Here is a 1,914-nt window from a genome sequence, read left to right as displayed (position 1 = left end):
ACAACCCGCCACCCTGTGCGTCCTTGGGGGTGGGCGAGCACACCGGCCACGCGGGCCCCCCCGAGGCCGCGGGCCGCCAACGCCGCCGTCACCAGTTCCTGATGGTGGGCGCTCAGGTTGAACTCGTCGGTGATGAACAGCAGTGCGCCACCGATGCTGGTGACGTCGTAGCCGGAGATCAGGCCGATGCTCACCGCGGTCAGGCCGACCAGCAGGCCGCGGTGCGAACGTCGTAGCTCACCGATCCGGTTCACCGCGACGCCAGCCGGGTGATAGTCGGGGCGATGCCGCGGTCGATGACTTCGTCGGCGAGTTCATCGGCGGGGCAGCGCCCTTGCTCGACGGCGCCGACGAGCCGCGCTATCGGGTCCGTCAGCGCGGCGGGGGCGTAGTGGGCGGCGATGGCCAGGCAGCGGTTGGCGGCCTGGTAAAGCCGACGGTCGGTCAGCCCGGCCCGGGCCGCGGTGCCCCAGTACCCGGCGACAGGTTGAACCGCTTCGGCGGCCAGGTCGGCGGCAGTCGGGTTGTCCAGCAAGACGACCAGGACGCCGACCAGCGCGGGCCACAGGTGGTCGGGCACGGCGTCGAGGTAGCGGATCTCCAGCCGGCCGCGGGGGCGGACCGGCGGGAACAGCGTCGTCAGGTGGTAGTCCAGGTCGGCGGTGGTCGGATAGCGTCCGCCCAGCGGGATGCGCCGGTCGGCCCAGTCGGCGAAGGGCACCCGGCGGGTGACCGGGACGGCGGCGCCGCTGGAAGCGCCCTGAACCAGCATCACCGGCGCCCTGAGCGCATAGCGGGCCCAGGCAGTGGCCGGGTCGTCGCCGCCGGTGGCCAGGAACGGTCCACACCGTGCGGAGTCCAGCTGACCCCAGATGCGCTGGCGGGTCGAGCACCAGCCGGAAAACTGTCCGCGCAGTAGCGGGGAGTTGGCGGCGACGGCGATCAGGGTCGGGCCCAGTGCGTGGGCCAGCCGCACTCGCGCCGTCCAGCCGGATCGCGGTCCGGCGTCGAGGTTGACCTGCACCGCCGCCGTCGACGTCATCATCGCCGCGCCGGGCGCGTCGCTGCCGCTGGCGGTGAAGAACCGTTCCATCGCGCGATAGCGGGCGCCCGGGTTGATCCGCCGGGCCGGGCGCAGCGGGTCGGTGCCCAGCAGCACCAATCCGAGCCCGGCCCGCCAAAACGCTGTGCGCAGCACCGCCTGGTCGCCGCGCATCGCCTCGATCGCCGCCAGCACGTCGTCGGCGGGCGGGCCGGACAGTTCCACCGCGCCGCCGGGTTCGACGGTGACCGCGCTTCCGCCCGGCAATTCCGGCAGCGACTCCACGACCTGGGTGATGTCGTGCCAGTCCGGCCGGCGGCGCAGCTCGCGCAGGTCAAAGCAATGCGCCTCGAGCTCCAGTCCGACTCGTCCCAGCGGGGCGTCGGCCAGACAGCTGTCGGCGATGTAGCGCGCGGCCTCGGCCGAGCTGGTCAGTTCGCCGTCGGCCCCGTTAACCCGATCCAGCCCCGACGTGGCAGCAAACGCCATCCCTGATCCCTCCTGCCCCGGACCGGAACATCGCGGGTTACCGGGCATTCGTGGCAGCGCGCGCGACGGTTGGGTCCGCGACCACCTCTCCTCAGCAGGGTGCAGTCATGCGCGTGGGTGTGCTGGGCGTGCGCGGCTGCCCCAACTCGAGCAATGCCTCGCACCGCGCGAGTAACGCCGTCCGCACGACGGTCGCGCGTTCCGCGAGTGCGGCCTGCCCGCGCACGTAGTCGGCCCGCCCGGCAGCCGTTTCAATCGGCACGGGTTCATAGCCGAAGGCGCGGAGGTCGTAGGGGCTGGCCCGCATATCGAGTTCGCGTGCGGCCCAGGCTAATTCGAAAGCGTCCATGAGTAGGTCGGAATCGATCAGCGGCAGTAGCTTG

Annotated in this window: 1 protein-coding gene and 2 pseudogenes; all 3 read right to left on the bottom strand. The window is 72.1% G+C overall.

Annotated features, from left to right (window positions below; translation table 11 throughout):
* A pseudogene (locus AC2VNT_RS14040) lies at nt 1–254 on the bottom strand (MFS transporter); the annotation flags it as partial.
* Nucleotides 251–1,531, bottom strand: coding sequence for an ergothioneine biosynthesis glutamate--cysteine ligase EgtA (gene egtA, locus AC2VNT_RS14035; protein ID WP_486947440.1), 1,281 nt, complete (start codon nt 1,529–1,531; stop codon nt 251–253). The pseudogene AC2VNT_RS14040 and the gene egtA, both read right to left, overlap by 4 nt.
* Before the next feature lie 91 nt (nt 1,532–1,622).
* Nucleotides 1,623–1,914 (bottom strand): annotated as a pseudogene (locus AC2VNT_RS14030) (hypothetical protein); the annotation flags it as partial.

Source organism: Mycobacterium sp. TH-M15 (genome assembly GCF_057473705.1).
This window is presented reverse-complemented; position numbering and strand designations above follow the sequence as displayed.

Bases quoted from the DNA above. Each gene is read 5' to 3' on its own strand.
- egtA (WP_486947440.1), bottom strand. From the start codon at position 1,531: ATGGCGTTTGCTGCCACGTCGGGGCTGGATCGGGTTAACGGGGCCGAC.